19 protein-coding genes and 1 tRNA gene are annotated in these 18461 nt (G+C 58.6%); 7 read left to right on the top strand and 13 right to left on the bottom strand.

Annotated features, from left to right (window positions below):
- Positions 1–181: 181 nt before the first annotated feature.
- The 4 genes from ACP7E0_RS12855 to ACP7E0_RS12840 form a co-directional block, all read right to left on the bottom strand.
- Positions 182–3991, bottom strand: a complete 3810-nt coding sequence (locus tag ACP7E0_RS12855; RefSeq protein ID WP_426125378.1) for a vitamin B12-dependent ribonucleotide reductase — start codon at positions 3989–3991, stop codon at positions 182–184.
- 638 nt (positions 3992–4629) lie between these two features.
- Entirely contained in the window at positions 4630–5220 is a 591-nt protein-coding gene (locus tag ACP7E0_RS12850; RefSeq protein WP_426125377.1) for a hypothetical protein, read from the bottom strand.
- 181 nt (positions 5221–5401) lie between these two features.
- The gene (gene gpt / locus ACP7E0_RS12845; RefSeq protein WP_426125376.1) at positions 5402–5899 is read right to left on the bottom strand and encodes a xanthine phosphoribosyltransferase; all 498 of its coding nucleotides are present in this window, start codon (positions 5897–5899) and stop codon (positions 5402–5404) included.
- A gap of 39 nt (positions 5900–5938) precedes the next feature.
- Positions 5939–6023, bottom strand: a tRNA-Leu gene (locus ACP7E0_RS12840).
- A gap of 193 nt (positions 6024–6216) precedes the next feature.
- Here ACP7E0_RS12840 and ACP7E0_RS12835 point away from each other — a divergent pair.
- Entirely contained in the window at positions 6217–6477 is a 261-nt protein-coding gene (locus ACP7E0_RS12835) for a hypothetical protein (protein ID WP_426125375.1), read from the top strand.
- A gap of 141 nt (positions 6478–6618) precedes the next feature.
- Complete coding sequence (locus tag ACP7E0_RS12830; protein ID WP_426125374.1) at positions 6619–6768, top strand: hypothetical protein; 150 nt, start codon at positions 6619–6621, stop codon at positions 6766–6768.
- A 272-nt stretch (positions 6769–7040) separates the two neighbouring features.
- On the opposite strand, the gene ACP7E0_RS12825 is transcribed toward ACP7E0_RS12830, so the two are convergent.
- Together ACP7E0_RS12825 and wrbA are read right to left on the bottom strand one after the other, a co-directional pair.
- The gene (locus tag ACP7E0_RS12825; RefSeq protein WP_426125372.1) at positions 7041–7283 is read right to left on the bottom strand and encodes a DUF2188 domain-containing protein; all 243 of its coding nucleotides are present in this window, start codon (positions 7281–7283) and stop codon (positions 7041–7043) included.
- A gap of 297 nt (positions 7284–7580) precedes the next feature.
- Entirely contained in the window at positions 7581–8180 is a 600-nt protein-coding gene (gene wrbA, locus ACP7E0_RS12820; protein WP_113315613.1) for an NAD(P)H:quinone oxidoreductase, read from the bottom strand.
- A gap of 162 nt (positions 8181–8342) precedes the next feature.
- On the opposite strand from wrbA, the gene ACP7E0_RS12815 reads away from it, so the two are divergent.
- On the top strand, positions 8343–9098 hold the full coding sequence (locus tag ACP7E0_RS12815; RefSeq protein ID WP_426125371.1) for a competence/damage-inducible protein A: 756 nt from the start codon (positions 8343–8345) through the stop codon (positions 9096–9098).
- A gap of 4 nt (positions 9099–9102) precedes the next feature.
- On the opposite strand, the gene ACP7E0_RS12810 is transcribed toward ACP7E0_RS12815, so the two are convergent.
- Positions 9103–9717 (bottom strand): hypothetical protein, encoded by a 615-nt coding sequence (locus ACP7E0_RS12810; protein WP_426125369.1) that lies wholly within the window; start codon positions 9715–9717, stop codon positions 9103–9105.
- Between the two features lie 179 nt (positions 9718–9896).
- On the opposite strand from ACP7E0_RS12810, the gene ilvA reads away from it, so the two are divergent.
- The gene (ilvA, locus tag ACP7E0_RS12805; RefSeq protein ID WP_426125367.1) at positions 9897–11144 is read left to right on the top strand and encodes a threonine ammonia-lyase; all 1248 of its coding nucleotides are present in this window, start codon (positions 9897–9899) and stop codon (positions 11142–11144) included.
- A 2-nt stretch (positions 11145–11146) separates the two neighbouring features.
- Here the strand turns inward: ilvA and ACP7E0_RS12800 are convergent, their stop codons facing one another.
- Entirely contained in the window at positions 11147–12052 is a 906-nt protein-coding gene (locus tag ACP7E0_RS12800) for an alpha/beta hydrolase (RefSeq protein WP_426125365.1), read from the bottom strand.
- Between the two features lie 110 nt (positions 12053–12162).
- On the opposite strand from ACP7E0_RS12800, the gene ACP7E0_RS12795 reads away from it, so the two are divergent.
- Together ACP7E0_RS12795 and ACP7E0_RS12790 are read left to right on the top strand one after the other, a co-directional pair.
- On the top strand, positions 12163–12474 hold the full coding sequence (locus tag ACP7E0_RS12795) for an HlyU family transcriptional regulator (protein WP_426125363.1): 312 nt from the start codon (positions 12163–12165) through the stop codon (positions 12472–12474).
- 193 nt (positions 12475–12667) lie between these two features.
- On the top strand, positions 12668–13909 hold the full coding sequence (locus ACP7E0_RS12790; RefSeq protein WP_426125628.1) for a diguanylate cyclase: 1242 nt from the start codon (positions 12668–12670) through the stop codon (positions 13907–13909).
- Between the two features lie 28 nt (positions 13910–13937).
- On the opposite strand, the gene ACP7E0_RS12785 is transcribed toward ACP7E0_RS12790, so the two are convergent.
- Positions 13938–14399, bottom strand: coding sequence for an Lrp/AsnC family transcriptional regulator (locus ACP7E0_RS12785; protein WP_426125362.1), 462 nt, complete (start codon positions 14397–14399; stop codon positions 13938–13940).
- Between the two features lie 154 nt (positions 14400–14553).
- On the opposite strand from ACP7E0_RS12785, the gene ald reads away from it, so the two are divergent.
- On the top strand, positions 14554–15672 hold the full coding sequence (gene ald / locus ACP7E0_RS12780; RefSeq protein WP_426125361.1) for an alanine dehydrogenase: 1119 nt from the start codon (positions 14554–14556) through the stop codon (positions 15670–15672).
- Between the two features lie 54 nt (positions 15673–15726).
- On the opposite strand, the gene ACP7E0_RS12775 is transcribed toward ald, so the two are convergent.
- The 4 genes from ACP7E0_RS12775 to ACP7E0_RS12760 all read right to left on the bottom strand — a co-directional run bounded on the left by ACP7E0_RS12775 (position 15727) and on the right by ACP7E0_RS12760 (position 18455).
- Positions 15727–16197, bottom strand: a complete 471-nt coding sequence (locus ACP7E0_RS12775) for a DUF1203 domain-containing protein (RefSeq protein WP_426125360.1) — start codon at positions 16195–16197, stop codon at positions 15727–15729.
- 81 nt (positions 16198–16278) lie between these two features.
- Positions 16279–16845 (bottom strand): GNAT family N-acetyltransferase, encoded by a 567-nt coding sequence (locus ACP7E0_RS12770; RefSeq protein WP_426125358.1) that lies wholly within the window; start codon positions 16843–16845, stop codon positions 16279–16281.
- A 5-nt stretch (positions 16846–16850) separates the two neighbouring features.
- A complete protein-coding gene (sseA, locus tag ACP7E0_RS12765) occupies positions 16851–17705 on the bottom strand; it encodes a 3-mercaptopyruvate sulfurtransferase (RefSeq protein ID WP_426125357.1) in 855 nt (284 codons plus the stop codon).
- A gap of 3 nt (positions 17706–17708) precedes the next feature.
- Positions 17709–18455, bottom strand: a complete 747-nt coding sequence (locus ACP7E0_RS12760; RefSeq protein WP_426125356.1) for an alanyl-tRNA editing protein — start codon at positions 18453–18455, stop codon at positions 17709–17711.
- Positions 18456–18461 lie beyond the last annotated feature (6 nt).

The following is an 18461-nucleotide window of genomic DNA, read 5'->3' as shown; positions in this document are numbered from 1 at the left end:
TCTGTATCTTAAACGGTCAGAGGGCGCGTCAGTCGCGCCGGGGCATTGCCTGCATTTAAAATTGAAAGTTTCCGGGCGATGGAATCGCCCGGAAATCTACCGGCTCTGGTTGTTGAGGCTCCACACCTAGGGAGATCAAGGACCCTTTCGAGGCATCCGTCCGTCAACGGTTCAAGACATGTTAGCTGCACCCACTCGTGGCGCCGCACGTGTCGCACTTCTCGCATGTGCCGTTGCGCACCATCGTAAAATTCTGGCACTCCGAGCACATGTTGCCCGTATAGCCCTGCGCAATCGAGCGGATGCGGCGCGCGGCTTCCAGTTTCTTGGCGTCGGACTTGGCGGCGGCGGCTTCGGCTGCGGCCTTGTCGGAGAAGAGGGCGGTGACGTCCGGTTCGCTGTTGGCGTCGTCGGCTATCTCTTCGGTGAGTTCGACGGCGCGCTCCTCGTAATCGCGCTTGAAGGCGACGATTTCTGAGGTGGCGATGGAGATTGCCGGTTCGAGCTTGCGGGCGGCACTACCGGAGAAGGCGGTGACATTGGCGCCGCCGGAGGATGCCTTGGCAGGAGCCGCAGTCGCAGCCCCCTTCGGCTCGCCGGACGTGCGATCGATCTGGCCGCCCTGGATCAGGGTCGGCTTGTGGCCGCGGGTCCAGCCGGTGGAGAGCAGGTTGGTCTTGCCTTCCTGGATGCCCTTGCCGAGCGCCGTGTTGGAGAAATCGGACGTATCGACATGCGCCAGATCATGGCGGTTGAGGTAGGAGACGGCGAGTTCGCGGAACACGTAGTCGAGGATCGACGTGGCGTTCTTGATCGCGTCATTGCCCTGCACCATGCCAGCCGGCTCGAACTTGGTGAAGGTAAAGGCCTCCACGAATTCTTCCAGCGGCACGCCGTATTGCAGGCCAAGCGAGATGGAGATGGCAAAATTGTTCATCATCGCCCGGAAGGCAGCACCTTCCTTGTGCATGTCGATGAAGATCTCGCCGATGCGGCCATCGCCGAATTCGCCGGTGCGCAGATAGACCTTGTGACCGCCGACGATTGCCTTCTGGGTGTAGCCCTGGCGGCGGTTCGGCAGCTTTTCGCGCTCGCGGGTGACCCGCTCGATGACGCGTTCGATGATCTTTTCGGTGACGGTGACGGCCTGGGCAGCGGCGGGCGCGGCCAAAAAGTCCTCCATCGCATCCTCGTCCTCATCGTCCTCGATCAGCGAGGCGTTGAGCGGCTGGGAGAGCTTGGAGCCATCGCGGTAGAGCGCGTTGGCCTTCAGCGCCAGCTTCCAGGAGAGCATGTAGGCGGCCTTGCAATCTTCGACCGTCGCCTCGTTCGGCATGTTGATGGTCTTGGAGATCGCCCCGGAGATGAACGGCTGGGCAGCCGCCATCATGCGGATATGGCTTTCGACAGAAAGATAACGCTTGCCGATCTTGCCGCAGGGATTGGCGCAATCGAACACGGGCAGGTGCTCGTTCTTGAGGAATGGCGCACCTTCCAGCGTCATCGCACCGCAGACATGCACGTTGGCCGCTTCGATGTCCTTCCTGGAGAAGCCGATATGCTCAAGCAGGTTGAAGCTCATGTCGGCGAGCTGCTCGTCGGTGACCTTCAGCGTGTCCTTTAGGAAATCGACGCCGAGCGTCCACTGGTTGAAGACGAACTTGATGTCGAAGGCAGCCTTGGTGGCGCCGTTGATCGCTTCGATCTTGTCGTCGGTAAAGCCCTTGGCCTTCAGCGAGCCCGGGTTGACCGCCGGTGCCTGGTTGATATTGCCGTGACCGACGGCATAGGCCTCGATCTCGGCGATCTGGCTCTCGGAATAACCAAGAGTGCGCAAGGCTTCCGGAACGGCGCGGTTGATGATCTTGAAGTAACCGCCACCGGCGAGCTTCTTGAATTTCACCAGGGCGAAATCGGGCTCGATGCCCGTCGTGTCGCAGTCCATCACCAGGCCGATCGTGCCTGTCGGCGCAATGACCGAGACCTGGGCATTGCGGTAGCCGTGCTTTTCGCCGAGCGTCAATGCCTTGTCCCAGGCATCCTTGGCGTGAACGATCAGGTCCTGATCCGGGCATTCGCCGTGGATCAGCGCCACCGGATCGACCGACAGGCCTTCATAACCTTGCGTTTCGCCATGGGCGGCGCGGCGGTGGTTGCGGATGACGCGCAGCATCGATTCGCGGTTCGGCTTGAAGCCCGGGAACGGGCCGAGCTTGGCGGCGATTTCGGCCGAGGTGGCATAGGAGACGCCGGTCATGATGGCGGTCAGCGCACCGGCAATGGCGCGGCCTTCGGTCGAATCATAGGGGATGCCGGAGGACATCAGCAGGCCGCCGATATTGGCGTAGCCCAAGCCCAGCGTGCGGTACTCATAGGAGCGCTCGGCGATTTCCTTCGACGGGAACTGCGCCATCATGACAGAGATTTCAAGAACCAGCGTCCACAGGCGCACGGCATGCTCGTAATCGGCAATGTCGATGTTCTTGGTGGCAGCATCCTTGAACTGAAGCAGGTTCAGCGAGGCAAGGTTGCAGGCGGTGTCGTCGAGGAACATGTATTCCGAACAGGGGTTGGATGCACGGATCGGTCCTGCGGCCGGCGAGGTGTGCCAGTCGTTCATGGTCGTGTTGAAATGCAGGCCCGGATCAGCCGATGCCCAGGCGGCGTGGGAAATCTGTTCCCACAGGTCGCGGGCCTTCAACGTCTTCATGACCTTGCCGTCCTTGCGGGCGGTGAGGTTCCAGTTACCATCGGCCTCCACAGCGCGCAAAAAGTCGTCCTTCAGGGAGACGGAATTGTTGGAGTTCTGGCCGGAGACCGTCAGATAGGCTTCCGAATCCCAGTCGGTGTCATAGGTCTTGAACTCGATGTCCTTATAACCCTGCTTGGCGAACTGGATAACGCGCTTGACGTAGTTTTCCGGAACCTGACTCTGCTTGGCAGCCTTGATCTCGCGCTTGAGGGCCGGGTTTTCCTTCGGATCGTAGCATGCGTCGTTTTCAGCCGAGCAATTGATGCAGGCCTTCATGATCGCCTTCAGGTGCTTGGCGACGATCTTCGAGCCGGTGACGAGGGCTGCGACCTTCTGCTCCTCCTTGACCTTCCAGTTGATGTAATCCTCGATATCCGGGTGATCGATATCGACGACGACCATCTTGGCCGCACGGCGCGTTGTTCCGCCCGACTTGATGGCGCCGGCGGCGCGGTCGCCGATCTTCAGGAACGACATCAGGCCCGACGACTTGCCGCCGCCGGACAGCTTTTCGCCTTCGCCGCGCAGATAGGAGAAGTTGGAACCGGTGCCGGAGCCGTATTTGAACAGGCGGGCTTCACGCACCCACAGGTCCATGATGCCACCTTCGTTGACGAGATCGTCACCGACCGACTGGATGAAGCAGGCATGCGGCTGCGGATGTTCGTAGGACGACTTCGACTTCACCAGCTTGTTGGTGAAGGGGTCGACATAGAAATGGCCCTGGCCCGGACCGTCGATGCCATAGGCCCAGTGCAGGCCGGTGTTGAACCACTGTGGGCTATTCGGTGCGACGCGCTGGGTGGCGAGCATGTAGGCGAGCTCGTCGCGGAAGGCGAGGGCGGATTCTTCCGATGCGAAGTAATTGCCCTTCCAGCCCCAATAGGTCCAGGTGCCGGCCAGGCGATCGAAAACCTGGCGGGCGTCGGTTTCCGAACCGTAATGCTCTTCCTTCGGTAGATCCTTCATGGCGGCAAGGTCCGCCTCGGAACGCCACAGCCAGGACGGAACGGAGTTTTCCTCGACCTTCTTCAGCCGCGCGGGAATGCCTGCCTTGCGGAAATATTTCTGCGCCAGAATGTCGGCCGCGACTTGGCTAAACTGCGCGGGGACATCGATATCCGCGAGACGGAACACGATCGAGCCATCGGGATTCTTGATCTCGCTGATGGCCTTGCGGAACTCTATTTCAGCATAGGCCGATTGGCCTGGCTTGGTGAAACGACGTTCGATCTGCATCTGTCCCGTGTCCTTTTGTTTGCCGCAGGCCCGAACCTATCCAGGCTCAGGGCGCAATTGTTCGCATCCGGCCACGCGATTGATGCGCAGCCAGTTTCCGTTTTCCGCTCTGATGGGAAACCCGCCTCGGGAGACCCTGTATCTTGTGCTGATTTTGGCTGCAAACACTAAATATAGTATCAACAACTTCCTTACGCCAGCTTTTTGTGACGTGTTTGGCGCCTGGAGAGATCACAAAAAATAACCGTCACGACCAGTAGATCATCCACCGGACAGTTTTGAAAACACAGACGATTTTTTCTGAAATGAACCGGCCTCGTTACTTTCCGGTCCCGCCGCCGCCGCAACGTAGAATCCATTAACGGCATTCGACCCGAGTCCGTCAAGGGGTGGTTTGTGTCGTAATTGCGAACACCAGATGTTGTGTGTGTGGCCTGTGGAAAACGGGGACAGCGGGCAAATTCAGTAAAATCAGACGCTTCGCCGGGTTCCCTCCAGCACCGTCCGCAGCGGCACGCAATTTTGCGAAATTTTGCGGGTCAGAAACCACACTATATTTACCATGGTGCCCCTAGCCATAGCCATGGCACGCGAAATGTGGCGCCTCGCGAAAACTGATTCGGAAAGCTGCTGCCGGGTTAGAGCGCGTCGAGATTGATGCCGATTGTGATGGCGCCGATCGGCTGTCCGGTGTTTGGATCGGAGATCGTCAAGCTGGCCTGCGATTGCAGCATTTGTGTCGATTCGTCCTTCTCTGCCGCGTCAACGAAGAGGGCCGAAGCCCCGGCAAGATAGGTTTTTTGCCATTTCAGTTCGTCGCCTTGCCAATAGTCGGAACTGATTTCGCTTTCGCCAACGGCCAGACCCTTGGCGTCGATGACGAAAATTTCGGTAATGACGCCGCCCGAGGCGATCTGCCTGTCCTTGAGAAACATCGACAGTGGATTGCCGACGACCGTATCGATCAGGGGATGGGCGTCGCTTGCAAATTCGGTGCGCCACATGGCGTCCAGATCGTCGATTGCAGCCTGGGTGAGGTGGGCGTGGAGCACATTCTGGCTCTTCAGCGCTTCGATGATGACCGGGTCTTCGATCCACGCCCGGATATTGGCCTCGACATAGGCCGTAACCGGCTCGACGTGAACGTCACCAGCCATTGATGGCGCGATCTGCATCAGGCTGAGCGCCGCGCTAGCCGAAGCGATGAAGAACGTCCTGCCCACGATCATCCGTCCTCTCCCATGCGATCATGCGATCCGTTGAGAAAGCCTTGGGGCATTCCGTCTGGGCGCCTGCTTCTGCCGCGATAGTGCCGCAGAAGATGGTTCAATCTAGCAGAACAGTTCGTTGTTCAAACAGGAATATTCAATAAGTCTTGTATGCAGCTGTGGACGCTTCACCAAAAATGCTCTAGTCGCGCGATCCCTTGGCGATCGGCTCCTGATAGGTAAGGCCCATATCCCAGGGGAAGTAGATCCAGGTATCCTGGCTGACTTCGGTGACGAAGGTATCGACCTGTGGCCGGCCCTTCGGCTTGGCGTAGACAGCGGCGAAATGGGCCTTGGGCAGCATGGCGCGGACCACGGCTGCGGTCTTGCCGGTGTCGGTGAGGTCGTCGATGATCAGAACGCCTTCGCCGCCATCAGCCTTCAATTCCTCCGAAATGCCCTTGAGCACATACATCTGCCCCTGCGCATCATAGTCATGATAGGAGGCAACGCAGACAGTCTCGATCAGCCGGATGTTCAGCTCACGGCAGACGATGGCCGCTGGGACGAGACCGCCACGGGTGATACAGACGATCGCCTTCCACTCACCGCCATTGTCGGCGAGACGCCAGGCAAGCGCACGTGCGTCACGGTGAAACTGGTCCCAGGAAACGGGAAATGCTTTTTCAGGAAGTGACATGCTCAAGCTCCAGTTGATAGAGGCATCCGGTTTCGGGAGTGGTGCGGACGACGGGGGTCGAACCCGTACAGATCTCTCCGAGAGATTTTAAGTCTCTTGCGTCTACCAGTTTCGCCACGTCCGCCTGCTTTTCCTTTCAAACACTCGGGCATCAAGGTCAATAGGCTGTTTGTTAAAACACGTTCCTGACAACGAATTCCACAATCCGTTCATAAGCAAGGCCGGATTTTGAAAAACCCCTTAAACGGCAGGGTTATGTGCAAATGGCGGGTCCATTACACTTCGGAGTCAAGAAAGAACATGGAGCGAGAACCCACGTGTTGCAGGAAATCCCATTGATATGGAAGCCGATCAGAAACCACTCGTTTGCAGGCATGCTTGGCCAGCAGCAACTGGCCTATGTGTTGCAACATGATGGTCAGAAAAACTGGAAGTGGATGGTCTCCAGTTGCAACGGCACCATCCGGTTCGATTTTCAGTCGGCCGACACATTAGATGAAGCGATGGCTGCCGTACAGGCGAGCGTCGAGCAATGGTTTCGGCAGGCAGGTTTGCTTGAAGACATGCAGCCGTCATAGGCTGGACCATGACGGCGCAATCAACCTCGCGGCGTAAACAGGTAATGCGCAACTATGGATAATCATCGTTAATAACTTATAGTTGAATTATCAAATGATGATACTACTATTGACTTTGCAATCGTTTGAAAGGGAGCTTCGATGTCACACCGCGTGCATGTCACGGACCTTCTGCAGGCTGCAAAGTTGCTAGCCGATGCCCAGCAGGATGTCATCCTGAGCTATCTCATTTGCATGGCCATACTCGAGGCGCAGCAGACCCCAAAGGAAAACACCGCCAAGGCGGCTTAACTGGAAGCGAAAGCCGGCTGGCCTTTCGGTCGTGATCCTGATGGCGCCTTGAGCGTAGGCCCCCCGATCATTTTCAGACGTGGCGATTAACCCTACCTGTGAAGGTTAATCAAAGCTTTCGATTGATGTGTGCGCCCCGTCAGGCTTTAAGGATGGTGCCGAGGGAGGGAAACTCGGCATTTTCAGCACCAAAAAATACGCCTCTCTCCGGCGCCGGAGAGGGGCATCTCCTTTCGAACTGCAGTCTGGCAAGCTGCCCCCGTCGCCTGGAATTATTGATCCTCGACGACGGCTTCGGGACGGTCGCCGCCATCGGCATGCTCGAAATGCCAGTGGCCGCTCTGATCCTGAAAGCTGATTTCCTCATCATCGCCGCCGACTTGCTGCTCAGCCGCTGCGGCTTTAGCAGCCGCTACAGCCATGTCGCGGTTCGGGAAAGCTTCGGAAAATACGTCGGAAAGCTTATAGGCCCACCCGCCGTCATGCTCGACGATTGCATAGATCACTTTGGTCATTTCGTACTCCCTGGAGTGCGCCGCATTCCAATATCTCATGGAGTCGACGTGACCGGACAGGAACGGCCAATAGAGGCAAACGTTCCAATCGCTAAAATCCGCGTTGCTAATTCTTGCCTTGCGTCGCGGCACCCAAAGGTAGCACGAAATCGGAGGGGTTTTCCAGTTTTCCGGCCCGCGCGATGGGCACTCCGGCTACCCAACTGCTGCAGCCGTCATCCGTCCTTCCGGCGCAGACGTAAAAAGGGCGACCTTACGGCCGCCCTTGACGTTCACTGTGTGGGTGTGGCTTGCGCCTCAGGCCGACAGCTTGGCCGCGATCTTGGCGACATGGGCGCCCTGGTAGCGTGCAGCTTCCAGTTCGATTTCGGACGGCTGACGGGAACCGTCACCACCGGTGATCGTCGATGCGCCATAGGGCGAGCCGCCCTTGATTTCTTCCAGCCCCATCTGGCCCTGGAAGGCATAGGGCAGGCCGACAACGACCATGCCCTGGTGCATCAGGGTGGGGATAAAGCCGAGAATCGTCGATTCCTGACCGCCGTGCTGGGTTGCCGACGAGGTGAACACCGAGCCAACCTTGCCGACCAGCGCGCCCTTCATCCACAGCCCACCGGTCTGATCGACAAAATTGCGCATCTGCGATGCAACGGTGCCGAAACGCGTGCCGGCGCCGAAGATGATGGCATCGTAATCGGCCAGTTCATCCGGAGTGGCGATTTCGGCGGCCTGATCGACCTTGAAATAAGAGGCTTTGGCAACGTCGGCCGGGACCAGTTCCGGCACGCGCTTGACGGTGACTTCGGCACCGGCGGACTTTGCACCTTCGGCAACCGCGTAGGCCATGGTTTCGATATGTCCATATGCCGAATAGTAGAGCACCAATACCTTAGCCATCGTATTCTCCTTTGAGTTGGCAATTCCGCTTGATTGCCGCTGGAGATAGGATTTATCAGTTTACCTGTCCGTTGTCAGAAGCGAAGCGGGCGACAGACTGTTCAAAAATAAGAGACAGTCGGGTTTTTGACTGAACAATCTCAGTTTACACGGGACTTTCCGATGACCAGCGAAAAAATCGTCACCGCCGCCATGCTCGCCATCGGCGACGAACTGCTCTCCGGCCGAACCAAGGACAAGAATATCGGCCATCTGGCAGATGTGCTGACACTCGCAGGTATCGATCTGAAGGAGGTTCGCATCGTTGCCGATGACGAGCCGGCAATCGTGGCAGCTCTCAACGGGTTGCGGAGCGAGTATGACTACGTCTTCACCTCGGGTGGCATCGGCCCGACCCATGACGATATCACCGCCGACGCGGTGTCGCGGGCGTTCGGCGTCGAATGTATTCACGACCCGGATGCGATGACCCTGCTTGGCGCCATGTACGAGCGGCGCGGCTTGGAGTTCACCGAAGCGCGTCGGCGGATGGCGCGCATGCCGAACGGCGCGCGTCATATTCCGAACGCCGTATCGACGGCGCCCGGCTTCATCATCGGCAACGTCCACGTAATGGCCGGTGTGCCACAGGTGTTCCAGGCCATGCTGGATGCACTCCTGCCGCAGCTTGAAAGCGGTATGGTCGTCAAATCACGCACCGTGCGCTCTCCTTTCGGGGAAGGCGATATCGGCGGACCGCTCGGCGAGGTGCAGAAGGCACATCCCCTGACCAGCATCGGGTCCTATCCGAAATTCGACGGCACATCATTTTCGACTGATCTCGTCATCCGCGCCCGCGACGAAGCCCTTCTCGACGCGGCGGAGGCGGATGTGAAGATGATGATCGACATGATCGCGGCGTCGAAGAACAAGGCCTGAGCCGTTACGGCGCTGGAGGTGCGGCAGCGATCGTGAACTTCTGATCGACGCTTGCGGACTTGCCACTGTTCAGATCGTTGAAATGAAACCGCAGAACATAATCGCCTGCTGCAGCGCCGCTGACGTCCGTGGTCAACGTCGCATAGATTTCCTGGTTGTGGAAAAAACTGGTGAACGTAAAGTCACCAAAAGCCTTCTTATTGCCCAGCACCTCGCCCGAAGCGCTGAGAATGTCCAAATCGACCGTAAAATGCGTTTCTACCTTGCCTGCAACCGCCGACGTTTTCCAATTCAGGCCTATCGGCTCGACATAGGAGATGAGGGCTTCACCCGGCTTGAACACCGGCTGCGGCTTTTGCTCATACATGGCGTAACCAATAGGAGGAGCTGCGACGAACACCGCTTTGCCGACGGAAAAGGGTAACGTCGCTGAAAATGCGCTGATTGCAGAGCGCATAGCATCATGGGCACCGAGCGTATCGCCGGCCGCTGCCAGCGCTTCCGCCTTCGTTGCTGCCTCTGCGAAAGGTCCGGCGAGAGCAGGGTTGGCCAACAGCAACAGGAGAGGGGCTGCGGTGATTGCGCCTGTCAGGCCGCCTTTTCGATTGCCGTTGCGCATTGCCTCTCCCCTGATCCTGCATTGTTACGGATGTTCGGCATTTGCCGGCCGGAGTCAAGGCGGGCCAACACTCAAAAAGGTGAGTAATCTAATCCACTTAATGACGAATAGCTGTGGTTTAGCCGGCTGCGATGTGGCATAGGCAGGGCGATCCGAACCCGAACGAAAGACCGCATTCCATGAAGCAGGACGTTGATAATGCCGTCGAGGCTTTGCGCGCATTGTTCCCGGCAACGCCGCTGCAGCTCAACGATCATCTGAGCGCGCGTTACGGCGCGACGATCTATCTGAAGCGCGAGGACCTTTCGCCGGTGCGATCCTACAAGATCAGGGGCGCGTTCAACTTTTTCCGCAAGGTGATTGCCACTGGTGGAACCGGAAAGACCTTCGTCTGTGCGTCTGCCGGCAATCACGCGCAAGGGTTTGCCTTTGTCTGCCGCCATTTTGGCGTGCCGGGCGTGGTCTTCATGCCGGTGACGACACCGCAGCAAAAGATCGACAAGACGCGGATATTCGGCGGCGAGTTCATCACCATCAAGCTGGTCGGCGACTTCTTCGACCAGTGCTATCAGGCGGCACGCGAGCATGTGGAGCGGATCGCCGGTGTCATGGTGCCGCCGTTCGACCATGCCGATATCATCGAAGGCCAGGCGACGGTGGCCGCCGAGATGGTTGAGCAGTTGCCAGACGGCGTCATCCCGGATCTGGTGATCATGCCGGTCGGCGGCGGCGGCCTTTCGGCCGGCATGACCGGCTATCTGAATGACCGTATCCGGCCCGAAGCCTTCATCTTCTGTGAGCCGGAGGGCGCGCCGAGCCTGCGCCGTAGCTTAGAGATAGGGTCGGTGGTAACACTCGACCAGATCGATAATTTCGTCGATGGCGCTGCAGTCGGGCGTATCGGTGACCTGAATTTCGCGGCGCTGAAGCATTTCTCAACAGATCAAGTTCTGCTTCTGGCGGAAAATGCCATCTGCGTCACGATCACCGACATGTTGAACGTCGAAGGCGTCGTGCTGGAACCGGCGGGTGCCTTGTCGATCACGGCTCTGGAAACGCTCGGCCGAGCGGCGCTGGAGGGCAAGACGGTTGTCGCCGTGGTTTCCGGTGGCAATTTCGACTTCGAACGCCTGCCTGACGTCAAGGAACGGGCAATGCGGCATGCCGGCCTGAAAAAATATTTTATCCTGCGGATGCCGCAGCGCCCCGGCGCGCTGAAGGATTTTCTCGGCCTGCTCGGCGAGGAGGACGATATCGCCCGGTTCGAATATTTGAAGAAATCGGCGCGCAATTTCGGCTCGATCCTGATCGGCATCGAAACCAAACATCCGGAGAATTTTCCAAGGCTGAAAGCGGCTTTCGACCGGGCCGGACTGCATTATCAGGATATCACCGACAATGAGATATTGGCTAACTTGGTAATCTAATATTATTCTTTAATATCCGACCATTGATTGGCTTTATTAAACCAATCAATGATGATATCCGCCAGCCGGTCTGTCGTTTTTGGCGACAGGACGTCGCCTGCGGCCACGTGCCCATAGGGATCGCCGATTTCACCTGGGTCGAGGATATCTGCCGGGCCGCCCCAACGCGCGGCGACAGCAGAGGTTTGCCGCGCATCGACAACCTGATCCGCCGGCGATTGAATGAACAGCGTCGGGGTCGGTATCGTTTCAAAGGGTAGCGACCGGGCTTTCGCGACCAGTGATGCCACAGGCAGGAGCGCGCAGACCGGATAGTCCGTGGTCCAATAGGCAGCGTGAAGGGCGTTCAGCGGGGCAAAAGAGCGGCGGCGGCCAAGGATGAGACGCGAGCTCAGGCGGGCAAGCGGCGCCGTCAAAAGGAACGCGCCACGTCCCCTGATCCGGAAATTGGGAGCCAGAAAAGCGGCGCCCTCGATGCGTGCGGCCAATGGGGGCTGCGAAAGAGCCCAGGTGGCGAGTGTCGCGCCGGTAGAGGTTGCAATGATCAGCGTTCTGTCGCCGAGCAGCGCGGCAATATCCAGCGCTTCGCGCATATCCTCCTGCCAGTCGTCCACCGAGGCCTCAGCCATTGCATCGCCGCTGCGGCCATGTCCGGCAAGGCGCGTGTAAAACAGGTTGGCGTTAAGCGCCGTCGCCACGAGATCGGGCAGGGGACGAACCTCGCCCTTGGACGCGGAAAATCCATGGATGTAGACAATCGCAAGCGGCGTTCGGTGCTTTGCGAGAGGATCGGCCCAGACGACCTGCTTGGCCAATCCCGGCCTGATATCGGGGAAGGCCGATTCGCTGGCGGCGAGATATGCTTCGACACAGTCAGTCGATCCGATGGCCGAAAAACCCGATGTCATGATCGCGGCAGCACCCTTGTCATTCCATTTTTCCTCGAACCTGCGAGCGGATCGCGGATGGGCAGAACTTAGCCTTTGACAGCCCTGTTTGCCATGAGTAAGTCTTTCGCATGGCTTCTTTTCTGTCAAAACTGTTCGGTTTTTCCAAGGGCTCCGAGCCGGCTGCGTCTTCGGGCAAGACGGAGACCTATGGCGACTGCCTGATTCGCGCCACGCCGATCCGCGAGGGTTCACAGTTCCGGCTGGCTGGTTCGGTTGAAAAGGAGATCGAAGGGGGCATACGTGTCCGCACGTTCATCCGTGCCGACGTTTTCACGTCGGAACAGGATGTGATCGACGCGACGCTGCGCAAAGCGCATCAGATCATCGACCAGCACGGCCCGTCGCTGTTTGCCGATGACGTTGCCTCCCGGCAGGTATAACTCCGGACATTTGAAAACTCTGTTGTTCGAACTGCCGTCGGCAGAAGTTCTTGCTGCGGAAAATTGAAGGGCCGCACGCGATCGACTTTGAGGCGCCCCCATCGTTTCGCTTTTAACAAGCGGCCGCAAAACCCTAAACGTTTCTTTAAATTTGCCGTTTATAGATTCGCACAGTGAAAATTCGAGTGAATATCTGGCGATGAGCAATGTAGCCCTGTTTTTCTGCGAAGGCCTTGTCTACCTCGCAGTCATGGTCACGCTGCTACACCTGCGCCACCGTCTGGGCCTTGGCGTCTTTATCGCAGCTCTCGGCGTCCTGCATTTCATCGAGACCTATCTGGCAGCTGTTTTCTACGTGCACCTGCCGTTCGGCGTGATTTCGCCGGGTTCTGCCGTGCTGTTTGCCGGCAAGTTGATGATGATCCTCCTTCTTTACGTGAAGGAGGACGCAGCAACCGTGCGTCAGCCAATCTACGGCCTTTTGGCAGGCAATTTTCTCACCGTCGCCCTCAGCCTGCTCTTACAGATGCATCAGACAGTTGCGGCCGTTCCCAATCGCAGTGCGGACCTCGCGTTCATCGACGAGATGGGCTGGCTGATGCTGTGGGGGACGCTGCTGCTCTATCTCGACTCGCTGCTGATCATCCTGCTTTACGAGCGGATCGGCCGTTGGATGCGCGGGTTTCTTACCTTGCGCTTTCTCATCTGCGGCGTCGTGGTGCTGACCTTCGACCAGGCTGGGTTCCATCTCGCTCTGCATGCACTCAACGATGCTCCGGCCGAAGTGTTCTGGGGCGGCTGGATTGCCAAGATGGGGGCGGCGGTCGTCTATTCGCTGATTCTGGGTGCCTATCTGCATTTTTCCAGTCATTCGGTCCTGTCCGTCCTGCGGCAGCCGATCGGTGACATCTTCAACACGCTGACATTCCGGGAGCGTTACGAGGACCTGCTATCGAAGTCGGGGCGAGATATGCTGACCGGTGTGCTTGATCGCAGCCGTTTCGAGTTCGAAGCGCCGCGGTTGATCCGCCACGCGGTGACGTCGGGCAGCGCCATCAGCCTGATCATGATCGATGCCGATCACTTCAAGAGCATTAACGACCGCTTTGGTCATCTCGAAGGCGACCGGGTGCTGAAATCTATTACCGACGCCATCCAGGCAGGCCTGCGCCCGAGTGATCACCTTTTTCGCTACGGCGGAGAGGAATTCGTCGTCCTGTGTGATGGTTTGGATCACAACGGCGCCTTATCACGTTCCGAGCAGTTGCGGCTACGTGTTCTCAGTGACGTGACGACATCGGATCAATCTGCCGTTACCGTCAGCATCGGCATTGCTTCGACACCTATCGACGGAACGACCACCCGCGATCTGCTGTCGAAGGCCGACTTGCGGTTATATGAAGCCAAGCGCAGAGGGCGCAATTGCGTGGTCTGAAGCGCTGGAAACTATCCCATAGCGGCATTCAAACACCGACATTCGGCCGGTCGATAATCTCCCGCAGCGAGAAGCTGGAATTGATCTTGACCACGTGGGGCAGGGCCGACAGCCAATCCCGGTGGATGCGCTCATAGTCCTCAAGGTCCTTGGCGGCGACGCGCAGGATATAGTCGTATTCTCCCGACATCAGATAGCAGACCAGCACATTCGGACAGAGTTTCACCGCTGCCTCAAACTCCGTCAAGGTCTTGGCAAACTGGCCTGACAGCGAGATATGGACGATGACCATGATGCGGTAGTCGAGCGCCTTGTGCGACAGGCGCGCGTGATAGCCGCTGATGACGCCGGATTTTTCGAGGATATCGACCCGGCGCGAGCAGGCCGAATCCGACAGGCCGATTTTTTCGGCCAGTTCAGCATTGGCGATCCGACCGTTCTGCTGCATAATCCTCAAGATCGCAGCATCAATTGCATCCATTGCCGCCAATCGAATATCCTTCGAATTTTCCATCAAAAACGCAATAATCTACCAAATATTACGCGATCAACCCGTCATTTTGCAAGGACATACGGTGATCTTTCTGTTTCGCTACGCGGGTAAAACAACGATGGCGAAAGCTGCATAGGAGAGGAACGCGAAGATGCGTGTCGGTTGCCCGAAGGAAATCAAAAACCATGAATATCGTGTCGGTTTAACACCCGGATCTGTGAGGGAATATGTGGCGCATGGCCACGAGGTGATCATCGAAACAAAGGCCGGCGCAGGCATTGGCGCGGAAGACGACAGCTACCGAGCGGCCGGGGCAAAAATCGTCGCCACCGCCAAGGACGTCTTTGAAAAGTCCGACATGATCGTCAAGGTCAAGGAGCCGCAGCCGGCCGAATGGGCGCAGCTTCGCGACGGTCAGATCCTCTACACCTATTTGCATCTTGCTCCCGATCCGGAACAGACCAAGGGGCTGCTTGCCTCCGGCGTCACAGCAATCGCTTATGAAACAGTCACCGACGATCGTGGCGGCCTGCCGCTTTTGGCGCCAATGTCAGAGGTTGCCGGGCGGCTGGCGATCCAGGCCGGCGCCACATCGCTGCAGAAAGCCAACGGCGGCCGCGGTATCCTGCTCGGTGGCGTGCCAGGCGTTCTGCCCGCCAAGGTCACAATCATCGGCGGTGGCGTCGTCGGTCTACATGCCGCGCGCATGGCCGCCGGACTTGGGGCCGACGTGACCATTCTCGACCGCTCCATTCCCCGCCTGCGCCAGCTCGACGATCTGTTTGCCGGGCGCGTCCATACCCGGTTTTCGACCATCGATGCGCTGGAAGAGGAAGTCTTTTCTGCCGATCTGGTGATTGGCGCCGTGCTGATCCCCGGTGCCGCAGCACCGAAACTGGTGACGCGCGAGATGCTGTCCGGCATGAAGAAGGGCGCTGTCATCGTCGATGTCGCCATCGACCAGGGCGGCTGCTTCGAGACCTCGCATGCGACGACGCATTCCGATCCGACCTATGAAGTCGATGGCGTCGTGCACTATTGCGTCGCCAATATGCCCGGAGCCGTTCCGGTGACATCGGCACATGCGCTCAACAATGCGACGCTGTTCTACGGCCTGCAGTTGGCCGACCGTGGCCTGAAGGCGATTGCCGAGGACCGGCATCTGCGTGCAGGCCTCAATGTTCACAAGGGGCGCATCACCAACAAGGCGGTTGCTGAGGCTCTTGGTTATGAGAGCTATGCCCCGGAGGCGGTATTGAAGATCGCGTGATCCCATCGTCAGAAGTGTTGATGTAGGCGGGGCCGGCATCTTCCGGCCCCGTTTTCATGCGCGCTCGATACGGCATTGATAACAATTGTTGCGGGCCGAGCGAACATGGATATAGGCTACCTCAGGTTTCTCCAGCAGCTCGCTTGCCCGGACATCGATACCGGTAACCGGAATGACTGCGCCGGTGCCATAGACGATCCGGTCGTCAGCACGGTAGCCGCGCAAAAGATAATCCTTGCTGGTGGTCAGGATCGGCGGGACGGCCTCGCCACCGATATAGGCCTCGCATTGGTCCGCATGCAGAAAAATGGGTCCGGTTTCCGCATAGGGCTGAAGCTCTGGAAAGGGGCTATAGGCAAGAATCAGATAGCCATCACCCTCGGCGATATTGGCGAGGCAATGACGGCAGGGCATGCCGTGGCCATCGGAGACATGCAGTTCCGGTGTCAGGCCGTAGGCATCAGGCTCGCGGCGGCGGTAGCGCGCGGCAAGATCGCTCGGCATCGGTTGGTAACGTAGGGGCATCTCGGGTTCCTCCGGTTTCAATGCCGAAGGAAATGCCATGTGCCGACATGGAGCGACACCCGATACTTGCCGTTGCGAACGTCAGAGCCCGCGTGCGAACCCCAGCAGCTCGTCGTCACTGAGCGGCAGGACCTTGGCATCATGGGTCGAGACCGGGGAAAAACCGAATCGCTGGTAGAGTTGCAGCGCGCGGGGATGATCGAGGGTGTTGGTCGCGACACGCACCGTCTTCGGATTTAAGTTCCAGGCGGCATAGAGCGTCTGCAGCAGGAACCATTTGCCCAGCCCAAGGCCAAGCGCATGTTCGAACATGCCGAAATGGGAGAGTTCGACAGTATCCTCATCCACCTGCAGCAGCTCGAAGAAACCGGCGGGCGCGCCGTTGACGTAGAGCACCGTGACGGCATTGCGCTTGTCGTGCAGGGCGCCGGCAAGGTCGGCATCGCTCATCCGCAGCCGATCGACCCAGTTCCAGCGTTTGCCGACCTGCAGGTAGAGAAAGCGATAGAAGGGCAGCGGAATTTCCGGAACGCGCATGATCGCGGTCTGGATATTGACCGGCACCGGCAGGCTCTGCTTGGGTGGTGCGGTCATTTCCAGTTCGGTGACGCGAACGTCGAGCGCTTCGACTGCTTTGTCCTTGGCCATGCTGATCATTCTTTCCCGGTAACGACGGGTGTATCTGCCCGGCTGCCCCATTCGGACCACGAGCCATCATAGAGCGTATTGTCGGTGTGGCCCAGCGATTGCAATGCCAGCATGATGATCGCTGCGGTGACGCCGGAACCGCAGGAGGTGACAACTGGCTTGTCGAGATCGATACCCGCCGCCTCGATCGTTTCGCGCAGGGCGTCGAGCGATTTCAGCTTGCCGCCAGTCGAAAAGACACCGGAAGGCAGGCTTTTGGCGCCGGGCATGTGGCCGGAGCGCATTCCGGCTCTGGGTTCGGCTTCCTCGCCGGTAAAGCGTGCGGCCCCGCGGGCATCGGCAATCTGGCGAGAGCCGGTTGCGACGATGTCACGCATTTGCGCAAACGAGCTCACGGCCTCAGCGTTGAACGTTGGATGGAATGTTGCAGGTTTTGGCTGCGGGACATCCGTGGTGACCGGGCGGCTCTCCGCCTTCCAGCCATCGATGCCGCCATCCAGGACAAACACCGACTTCGCACCCATGCTGCGCAGCAGCCACCAGACGCGCGGCGCGGTAAAGATACCCGGGCCGTCATAGACGACGATCGTATCGTTCTCGCTGATGCCCAGCTTGCCGACCGATTCTGCAAACGATTCGGGCGAGGGAATGGTGTGCGGCAGGCCGCTCGTCAGGTCGGCGATGGCGTCCTGGTCGTAAAAGATGGCGCCGGGAATATGTCCAGCGGCGTATTCGGCCTTCGGGTCCCGCTTCTGTGCTGGCAGATACCAGGCTGCATCGACAACCTTCACCAAAGGATCGGTCAGCCGCTGCTGCAACCAATCGGCGGAAACGACGAAAGCGCTTTTCTGTTCGGTCATCGATTACTCTCCGGTGGACGTGGCGTCTGGCGTGCCGAAACGGATGCGGAAACGCCGGTTTTCCTTGCCCTTCTTTTCGATCTTGGCAATGTAGATCGCACCGACCTCCTGGGTTTCGGACACATGCGTGCCGCCGCAGGGCTGGCTATCGACCGATGCGTTCTCGCCGATGCAGACAAGGCTGACACGGCCGAGGCCGATCGGCGGGCGGACATTCTTCGATTTGACGATATCGGGATTGGCCGCCAGTTCCGCGTCGGTGATCCATTGCAGGTATATCGGGTGATTGCCCTCGACCAGCGCCATCATCGCCGCGGTGACGGCGTCCTTGTCTATGGTTTCGCTCATGTCGAAATCGACGCGGCTCTCATCTTCGCCGACGGCGGCACCCGTAATCGGATACTGACAGACAACCGAGAGCAGGTGGCAGGCCGTGTGCATGCGCATCAGCTTGTAGCGGCGTGCCCAGTCGATGTGCAGAACCAGCTTTTCCCCGACCAGCGCTAAGGGTTGATCGGCAGCAGGGACATGGATGATGATATTCTTGGTGTCACCGTGGCAGGTGGTCTCGATCTCGATGCGGCTGCCATCGGCGCGCTCGAAGAAACCGTTATCGCCGGGCTGACCACCCGACGTCGCGTAAAAACAGGTCTGGTCCAGCTCGATGCCGCCGTCTTCCCGTATTCCTGTGACGATTGCTTCCGTGGTTGAAAGATAGAAATCGTCGCGAAAAAGAGGAAGTGTGGTCATGAGATG

Source organism: Pararhizobium sp. PWRC1-1 (assembly GCF_049897905.1).
Lineage (GTDB): Bacteria > Pseudomonadota > Alphaproteobacteria > Rhizobiales > Rhizobiaceae > Pararhizobium.
The sequence above is the reverse complement of the archived record's forward strand: the minus strand, read 5'-3'. Positions and strand labels throughout refer to the sequence as shown.

Bases quoted from the DNA above. Each gene is read 5' to 3' on its own strand.
- ACP7E0_RS12855 (WP_426125378.1), bottom strand. From the start codon at position 3,991: ATGCAGATCGAACGTCGTTTCACCAAGCCAGGCCAATCGGCCTATGCT.
- ACP7E0_RS12850 (WP_426125377.1), bottom strand. From the start codon at position 5,220: ATGATCGTGGGCAGGACGTTCTTCATCGCTTCGGCTAGCGCGGCGCTC.
- gpt (WP_426125376.1), bottom strand. From the start codon at position 5,899: ATGTCACTTCCTGAAAAAGCATTTCCCGTTTCCTGGGACCAGTTTCAC.
- ACP7E0_RS12830 (WP_426125374.1), top strand. From the start codon at position 6,619: ATGTCACACCGCGTGCATGTCACGGACCTTCTGCAGGCTGCAAAGTTG.
- ACP7E0_RS12825 (WP_426125372.1), bottom strand. From the start codon at position 7,283: ATGACCAAAGTGATCTATGCAATCGTCGAGCATGACGGCGGGTGGGCC.
- wrbA (WP_113315613.1), bottom strand. From the start codon at position 8,180: ATGGCTAAGGTATTGGTGCTCTACTATTCGGCATATGGACATATCGAA.
- ACP7E0_RS12815 (WP_426125371.1), top strand. From the start codon at position 8,343: ATGACCAGCGAAAAAATCGTCACCGCCGCCATGCTCGCCATCGGCGAC.
- ACP7E0_RS12810 (WP_426125369.1), bottom strand. From the start codon at position 9,717: ATGCGCAACGGCAATCGAAAAGGCGGCCTGACAGGCGCAATCACCGCA.
- ilvA (WP_426125367.1), top strand. From the start codon at position 9,897: ATGAAGCAGGACGTTGATAATGCCGTCGAGGCTTTGCGCGCATTGTTC.
- ACP7E0_RS12800 (WP_426125365.1), bottom strand. From the start codon at position 12,052: ATGACATCGGGTTTTTCGGCCATCGGATCGACTGACTGTGTCGAAGCA.
- ACP7E0_RS12795 (WP_426125363.1), top strand. From the start codon at position 12,163: ATGGCTTCTTTTCTGTCAAAACTGTTCGGTTTTTCCAAGGGCTCCGAG.
- ald (WP_426125361.1), top strand. From the start codon at position 14,554: ATGCGTGTCGGTTGCCCGAAGGAAATCAAAAACCATGAATATCGTGTC.
- ACP7E0_RS12775 (WP_426125360.1), bottom strand. From the start codon at position 16,197: ATGCCCCTACGTTACCAACCGATGCCGAGCGATCTTGCCGCGCGCTAC.
- ACP7E0_RS12770 (WP_426125358.1), bottom strand. From the start codon at position 16,845: ATGGCCAAGGACAAAGCAGTCGAAGCGCTCGACGTTCGCGTCACCGAA.
- sseA (WP_426125357.1), bottom strand. From the start codon at position 17,705: ATGACCGAACAGAAAAGCGCTTTCGTCGTTTCCGCCGATTGGTTGCAG.
- ACP7E0_RS12760 (WP_426125356.1), bottom strand. From the start codon at position 18,455: ATGACCACACTTCCTCTTTTTCGCGACGATTTCTATCTTTCAACCACG.